We start from the raw sequence: 6,738 nt of genomic DNA, 5'->3' as shown, positions 1-6,738 counted from the left end.
GCCCCCGGGCCCCCGGCCCGCGGGGCGGCCGGGGGGGGGGGGGGGCGCCCGGCCGGGCCGGGGCGGGCCAGCACCGGGGTGTGTGCCGTGCGGCGTCGAGCCGCCGCACTGTGCGGGGGAGGCGGTCAGCCCGACTTCATGCCCCACAGGTACGGGTCGGGCGCCGACCGGTCGATGATGGCCGTCGCCCGAGCCCGGATGATCTCGTCCTGCCAGTCGATGTCGCCGGCGAACTTGCCGTCACTCAGCCGCTTGTCGGCCTCGTGGTCGTGGTGGGCCCAGAAGTTCCCGGAGCGGATCGCCTCCAGGACGGTCACCGCGACGTCCTGGGGCTCGGCCAGGACGGCCGTCGCGCCGCCGGCCTCGAGTCCCTGCTGGACGAAACCCATCAGCTGCGGGTCGCCGGCCAGGTTCGTCTTGGTAAGCGGGGGGAGCACGACGTGTGCCTTGATCTGCGCGTTCATGTCCCGCAGCTGCCCGTACAGCGCTTCGAGCAGGGTGCAGACGGCGGCCTTGGACGCGGAGTAGGCCGGCGTCTGGTACATGACCCCGACCGCGCCGGCTCCGGAGGACGTGCCGAGCACGTGCCCGGGCGTGCCCTGAGCGACCATCCTGGGCACGAAGGCCTTGATGCCGTGCAGGATGCCGTAGAAGTTGACGTCGATCACCTTGTGCCAGTCGTCGATCTTGTCGTCGAACAGGCTTCCGCCGCCGCTGATCCCGGCGTTCAGGAAGGCGATGTCCACCCGCCCGTACGTGGCGAAGACGGTGTCGGCCAGGTTCTGGACGGAGCTGAGACTGGCGACGTCGGCAGGCACGCCGGCGACCTTGAGACCGAGCGCGGCGAGATCGCCGACGGTGGCCTCCAGCGCGGCGGTGTCGACGTCGGACAGGACGACCGTGCAGCCCTGCTCGGCGAGCAGCTTGGCGGTCGCTCGGCCAATGCCGTGCGGGCCGCCGCTGCCGGTGACGACCGCAATCTTGCCATCGAGGTCTTCCACGAACTTTCCCTCTCGTCTGAGATGTCCGCGCGTATCCGCGGCGAATGAGGCGAGGCGCCCGCGGTGTTAGACCCGGTCGGACTTCTTGTAGAAGATCCGGGTCTGGAGCTCCGCGTAGGCGTCGGTGCCGACCTGCCCGTTGTTGCGCCCGATTCCGCTGGACTTCACCCCGCCGAACGGAATCTTCGGGTCGATCTCCGTGTGCTGGTTCAGCCAGACGGTCCCGCAGACCAGGCGGGTGGCGAGCTGCTCGCCGAGGGCCACGTCCGCGGTCCAGATCGATCCGCACAGGCCGTACTCGGTGCCGTTGGCCTGCTCGATGGCCCAGTCCACGTCGCTGAAGGGGACGATCGGGAGCACGGGGCCGAACTGCTCCTCGTCCACGACCCGCACGCCGGGACCGACGCCCGTCATGATCGTCGGGGGGTAGAAATAGCCGGTCCCGGTCGGCGAGCCGCCGGTGACCGCCTTGCCGCCGTGGGCGATGGCGTCGTCGACCAGCATCTTGACCCGCTCGAACTGGGGCTTGGTCGTGAGCGGGGGAAGCTCGGCCGCCTTCTTCTGCGCGATCTCGGCGAGCTCCGCGACCAGGGCGTCATAGATCGACTCGTGCGCGTAGACCCGCTTGACCAGCGCGCAGGCCTGCCCGCTCATCAGGAACGCCGACGCGAAGATCCCCTCGGCGACCTTGGTGACGTCCACGTCGCCGAGCACGATCGCGGCGTCGTTGCCGCCCAGCTCCAGCAGGACGTTCTTCAGGGTCGCCGCCGCCGGCGCGGCGATGCTCCGGCCGGCGGCGGCGCTGCCGGTGAAGCTGATCATCCGCGCCGTGGGGTGGGCGACCATGGCCTTCCCGACCTCGTCGCCGCCGGCCAGGATGTTGACCACCCCGGGCGGCGCGATGTCCTTCCACGCCTTCGCGATCCGCAGCGTCGCCAGCGGGGTGAAGGGCGAGGTCTTGGCCACCACCGTGTTGCCGACGAGCAGCGCCGTGAGGATCTTCTCGACGATGATCAGCATGGGCGCGTTCCAGGGCGCGATCGCGGTGACGACCCCGACGGGCGCCCGCACGACCGTGACCTGACGGTCCGGGGTGTCCTCGATGACGTCGACCGCCAGGTGCTGCTCGGCGATGTGCCGGCCGAACCAGATCGCGGCGAACCCCTCGGCGGCGCCCCCGGCGTTGCCCTTCTCGACGGCCGCGAGCGTCTCCAGCTCGGGATAGACCGCCTCGATCGCGTCCGCGAGCTGGCGGATCACCGCCCGCCGCTGCGCCTCCGGCGTGGTGGACCACGCCGGGAACGCCGACGCTGCCGCCGCCATCGCGTCGTCGACCATCGCGGTGGTGGCCGCCGGGCACTGCGCGGCGACCTCTCCGGTGGCCGGGTTCACGACCGCGATCGTCTCTCCGCTGGTCACCAGTTCACCGTTGATCAGCTGGCCGAGTCCGTCGACCGTCTCCTGAAGGCTCATTCCGTCCCGTACTCCCAAACCGTCGGTCGTAGATAGAAGGTGAAACGTTGAATCGTGCGAGATTGGCCTGGCCGCCAGACGTGCCAGTGGTGTGGAGACCGGTTCACGTCACCGGGTCACCCATCCGAGTGAAGACCTCGGCGATGTTCTCGCCGAGGAAGCGCGACCGCACGTCCTCGGGGATTTCCTGGAGTTCGTCCGCGATGAGCGTGATGGGGTCCGCGTTGCCTTCACCGTGCGGGTAGTCGGACGAGAACACCATCATCTCTCCGTTCCATCCAGTCGCCAGCGCGGCTCGAAGTTCTAATTCTCGGCGTCGTCCGTCTCTTTTTCGGTTCGGCGATCACGTGCGCAGCCAATTCCTAGATCGGTCCATTTCGGGATCGTGGACTTCGAGGTTTCGGCTGAGTCGGGATCGAACTGTAACACGCGTAACATAGCATGCGTGGATGGCGGGTGCTATGTGCGTCTGGGTGACTGTCTGTGCGCTGTCGGCGCTGGCCGGCCGGTCGTCACCTGGGCGGGGCTCCGGCGCCGCGCAGGGTCGCGGTTCGTGCGGTTGATCGCCGGACCTCGTCCACGGGCCCGAGCACGTTCCTACTGGCTCCTGGCGAGGCCCAGGTCTGGCAGGTGGGACCGCGGCTGGCCTAGTTGGTGGCCCTGCAGGAGGTCGCAGTCGAGGCGGCGAAGTTCGGCGGCCTGGTCGGCGGTCTCCACGCCGTCGGCGGTGACTGTCAGGCCGAGGGCGTGGGCGAGCCGGATGACGGCTTCGACGACGGCACGGTCCGTCTGGCTGGTGGTGATCCGGGCGATGAGGCGGTGGTCTGTCTTGATGCCGTCGATCGGGAGGTCGGGTAGACCGCCAAGACAGGACTGCCCAAAACCGAAGTCGTCCAGATACACCAACACCCCGAGGTCATGGAGCGAGCGCAGGGCGCCCGTCGTGGCGGAGAGGTATCGAACGAGAGCGGCCTCGGTGATCTCCAGGCACAACTGAAAGGTGCTGTCGGCATTGGTGGCGGCGAGAACCGTGGAGACATCCGCCAGTAGTCGGTCATCGGCGAGTTGGATCGGTGAGATGCCGACGGCGATGCGGGGCTTGGGGGTGTCCGGCGGCGAAGGTCCCCATCCACTGGCTGTGCGGCAGGCAGTCTCCAGTACCCATCGGCCGAGCGGGACGATCAGGCCGGCCTCCTCGGCGATCGGGACGAACGCGTCGGGCTCCAGCAGACCGTGGTCCGGATGACGCCAGCGGACAAGCGCCTCCGCACCGGCAACCTGGCCGGAGGTGGACACCGACGGCTGATAAAGCAGCCGCAGGTCGGTGTTCCCGCACTCGAGTGTCCGTCGGAGATCCCGTTCGATCTCGACCCGATGGACGACGTCGGTACGCATGTTCTCTTCGAAGACCAGGCAGCGACCGCCACCCTGCCGTTTGGCGGCGTACATCGCGAGGTCGGCCGCGCGCAGGAGCCCGTCGGCGTCGAGGTCCTCCCCGTTGCGGTTCGGATGCGCGTCGATCAGCGCGATGCCGATGCTGCCCGTCACGATGACGGGTTCGGCGGCGAGGGTTCTCGGAGCGGCCAGTCTGGTGACGAGACGGTCCGCGACCCCCCGCACGGCATCGGGCGTCGGATCGTCGTCGCAAAGGACCGCGAACTCGTCCCCGGACATGCGGGCGACCAGGTCGACGGGTCGCACCGCGTCTCGGAGCTGGTCGGCGACGTCGCACAGCAACTGGTCACCGGCCTGGTGGCCGAGCGAGTCATTGACGGTCTTGAAGCCATCGAGATCGATGAACAGCAGACCAACGCGGCGCCGGTAGCGTCGGGCGCGGGCCACCGCGCGCTGCAACCGGTCGAGCAGGGCGGTTCGGTTCGGCAGGCCAGTCAGCCCGTCGTGCACCGCCTGATAGTGGACCTGGCGTTCCATCCGGAACCGCGCGTCGGCGGCCGCGAGCACGGTCGCGACTCCGTCCAGAAAGGCGACCTCGTGATCGGTGAAGTCGCCGGGTGTGCCGCGCTGAACTGTCAGTACGGCCGCAGGATCGTCAGATCGACCGACGGGTCTCGACAGCGGCGAGACGGGACGGGCCGGACCAGCCTCCGCGCCGTCTCGACCGTCGCGTCCCCGGGTGGGACCCGGGGCTGCCGGTAGGGTCGTGGCGGTCCCTGCCGGCCGGGACGAACGCGTGTCCGCCGCGATGACCAGACCGGGCTGGCCGCCTGACGACGCCGTCTCCCGTAGAGTCACCCGATCAGCGCCGAGGTGCTGCGCGACCGCCGCCGTCGCCCGCCGCCAGACCGACTCGGGATCGGGACTGTCGAGCGCCCGTCGGCCGAGCTCCGCGACGATCGCCTGCTCGGCGGAGCGTTGTCGCAGTTGAGCGAGAGCCTCCTCTCGATCCGTCACCTCCGTCGTGATCGATGCCACGGAGTCCACCGTGCCGTCCGCTCCGAAGATCGGGACGACGCTCTGTTCGAACCATTTCCCATAGGCCTCGAAGACTCCCGACGCGCACTCGCCGGCCAATGCCTGGCGAACCGGCGCCAGCGCCGCGGGGTGATCCGCGAACACGTCGAAGACCGACGTGTGACGGGCCGCGGTCACGAGCCCGCGATATTTTTCCGGCACGCCTTCGCTGAGTACCGTGTGCCCACTTCGATCAATCAGCGACAGCACCACGGAGGTGTTATCGGCTATCAGCCGGAGGCTCTGGTACGACTCTACTTCGTGGGTGATATCCTGAAACTGAACAAGGAGATATGGTTCTGGTACTTCGTCGGCAATTATCACCGATGTCGCCAGCACGTGGACCAGCGACGTGTCCGGCCGCACGAATCGGATGACCTGCTGCCAGCTGCCGTGTCCGGCGGCCAGATGCTGCCGCGCCATCGCGGCCTGGATGTCTCGATCATGCGGATGTATCAGGCTTTCCCACGTCACATCGATGAGCTCGGCCTCGGCGCGGTCGAGGATACGGCAGGTCGCCGGGTTCACTCTCTGAACCCGGCGACTGGCGAGGCCGAAGGCCGCCAATCCAATCTCTATCCGGTCGAACAGGTCCATAACCCGGTCCCAACCCCCTGGGCGCCCTGGGGAACCGTGTATTCGCCGCTACCCCGAGTTCATCCGGTTGGCGGTCGCGGGCGCTTAGTCGTGACGGTACCCTTTCTCACCCGGGCTACCTGTCCACCGAGCCTGTCGGTGTCGGCAGTGTCGGGTCGAGGACGTCGTCAGGTGTCCGGGTGAGAAGTCGGGCGGTCTCCGGTGAGACGGGAGCCGCGAGGAAACCGGTGAGGCCGTCGGTGAGGGTCGCTACGAACAGGCCGAACGGGATCACGCTGTCGTGGTTGCTGATCGCGCGTTCCCGTCCGGCCGCAGCGTTGATACTCAGCGACTGGGCCTGGGTGGCTCTGAGGGTCAGCAGCGGGGTGGGGATGTCCGGGAGCAACTGCCGAATGTCCGCGAGGAAGTCCTGCACGGAGCGGTAGATGTCGGGTTGCGTGGCGAACACCCGCCGCGATTCGGGGCTGCGTTGGAGCTGCTCGACGAAGGAGACGTAGGCGTTGCCGGGCGACTCGGCGAGTTCGAGGACGGGGAGCAGGTGGGCTTCCAGATGTCCGTGGAGATCGTCGGGGTCCAGGCGCGTCTTCAGGAGGGCCCGACGTTCGAGTAGCTGCGGCAGCCGGTAGGCGAAGATCGCCTCGATCAGCCGGTCCTTGGTGCCGAAGTGGTAGTGGACCGCGGAGCTGTTCGCCGAGCCCGCCGCCGCGGCGATCTGACGCAGGGATACGCCGGCGAGACCGTTCTCGGCGAACAGGCGTTCCGCGGTCGTCAGGAGCTGCAGCGCGGTCGCGCTGGTCGGGACGTCGCGTGGGACGGCTGTCATGTGGAGCGTGCTCGCCAGCGTTCGGCCGCGTCCTGCAGCACCTCGCCCTTCGCGAAGCCGTAGTAGGCGCTGAAGTGCAAGCAGATCTCCTGCATCTCGTCGTAGGTCACGTCTCCCGAGCCCAGGGCGGATTCTACGTGGGAGTGAATGGGTCCAAGCGCGTCCGACAGCGCCACGCAGGGGAGCGTGACGAGGCGGCGGTCCCTGCGCGAGAGCCCCGGGCGGCGCCACACGTGCCCGAAGACGAAGTTGAGGATGCCGGCGTAGAAGTACGGCGAGTCGGACGGGGGAGCCTGTATCAGGTTGACGTCGGCGAACTCCTGCTGGCCTTCGCGGACGCGCTGCTCGGGGCTTTCGGGTCCCAGGTCGTCG

Annotated in this window: 6 protein-coding genes and 1 pseudogene; all 7 read right to left on the bottom strand. The window is 68.5% G+C overall.

Annotated elements, in window-relative coordinates; all coding sequences use genetic code 11:
* Window positions 1-125: 125 nt before the first annotated feature.
* Window positions 126-1,001: an SDR family NAD(P)-dependent oxidoreductase gene (locus I6A60_RS12385; RefSeq protein WP_203018010.1), complete on the bottom strand. Its 876-nt coding sequence runs from the start codon at window positions 999-1,001 to the stop codon at window positions 126-128.
* A 66-nt stretch (window positions 1,002-1,067) separates the two neighbouring features.
* Window positions 1,068-2,474 carry an aldehyde dehydrogenase family protein gene (locus I6A60_RS12380; protein WP_203055616.1) on the bottom strand — a complete coding sequence of 469 codons (1,407 nt, stop codon included), beginning with the start codon at window positions 2,472-2,474 and terminating at the stop codon, window positions 1,068-1,070.
* 103 nt (window positions 2,475-2,577) lie between these two features.
* Window positions 2,578-2,736 (bottom strand): hypothetical protein, encoded by a 159-nt coding sequence (locus tag I6A60_RS12375; protein WP_203018014.1) that lies wholly within the window; start codon window positions 2,734-2,736, stop codon window positions 2,578-2,580.
* Window positions 2,737-3,071: 335 nt separating this feature from the next.
* Complete coding sequence (locus I6A60_RS41540) at window positions 3,072-5,084, bottom strand: EAL domain-containing protein (protein WP_307873656.1); 2,013 nt, start codon at window positions 5,082-5,084, stop codon at window positions 3,072-3,074.
* Between the two features lie 165 nt (window positions 5,085-5,249).
* Window positions 5,250-5,543 (bottom strand): annotated as a pseudogene (locus I6A60_RS43985) (PAS domain-containing protein); the annotation flags it as partial.
* Between the two features lie 115 nt (window positions 5,544-5,658).
* Window positions 5,659-6,366, bottom strand: a complete 708-nt coding sequence (locus I6A60_RS12365; protein WP_203018026.1) for a TetR/AcrR family transcriptional regulator — start codon at window positions 6,364-6,366, stop codon at window positions 5,659-5,661.
* Window positions 6,363-6,738 (bottom strand): carboxymuconolactone decarboxylase family protein (locus tag I6A60_RS12360; protein WP_203018034.1); only part of this gene is annotated, 376 nt, incomplete at its 5' end. The genes I6A60_RS12360 and I6A60_RS12365, both read right to left, overlap by 4 nt.

This window comes from Frankia sp. AgB1.9 (genome assembly GCF_016786355.1).
GTDB lineage: Bacteria > Actinomycetota > Actinomycetes > Frankiales > Frankiaceae > Pseudofrankia.
Note: the sequence above shows the minus strand (reverse complement) of the source record. Positions and strands in the feature narration are given on the sequence as shown.

Coding starts and splice junctions, on each gene's coding strand:
- I6A60_RS12380 (WP_203055616.1), bottom strand. CDS start 2,474: ATGAGCCTTCAGGAGACGGTCGACGGACTCGGCCAGCTGATCAACGGT.
- I6A60_RS12375 (WP_203018014.1), bottom strand. CDS start 2,736: ATGGTGTTCTCGTCCGACTACCCGCACGGTGAAGGCAACGCGGACCCC.
- I6A60_RS12365 (WP_203018026.1), bottom strand. CDS start 6,366: ATGACAGCCGTCCCACGCGACGTCCCGACCAGCGCGACCGCGCTGCAG.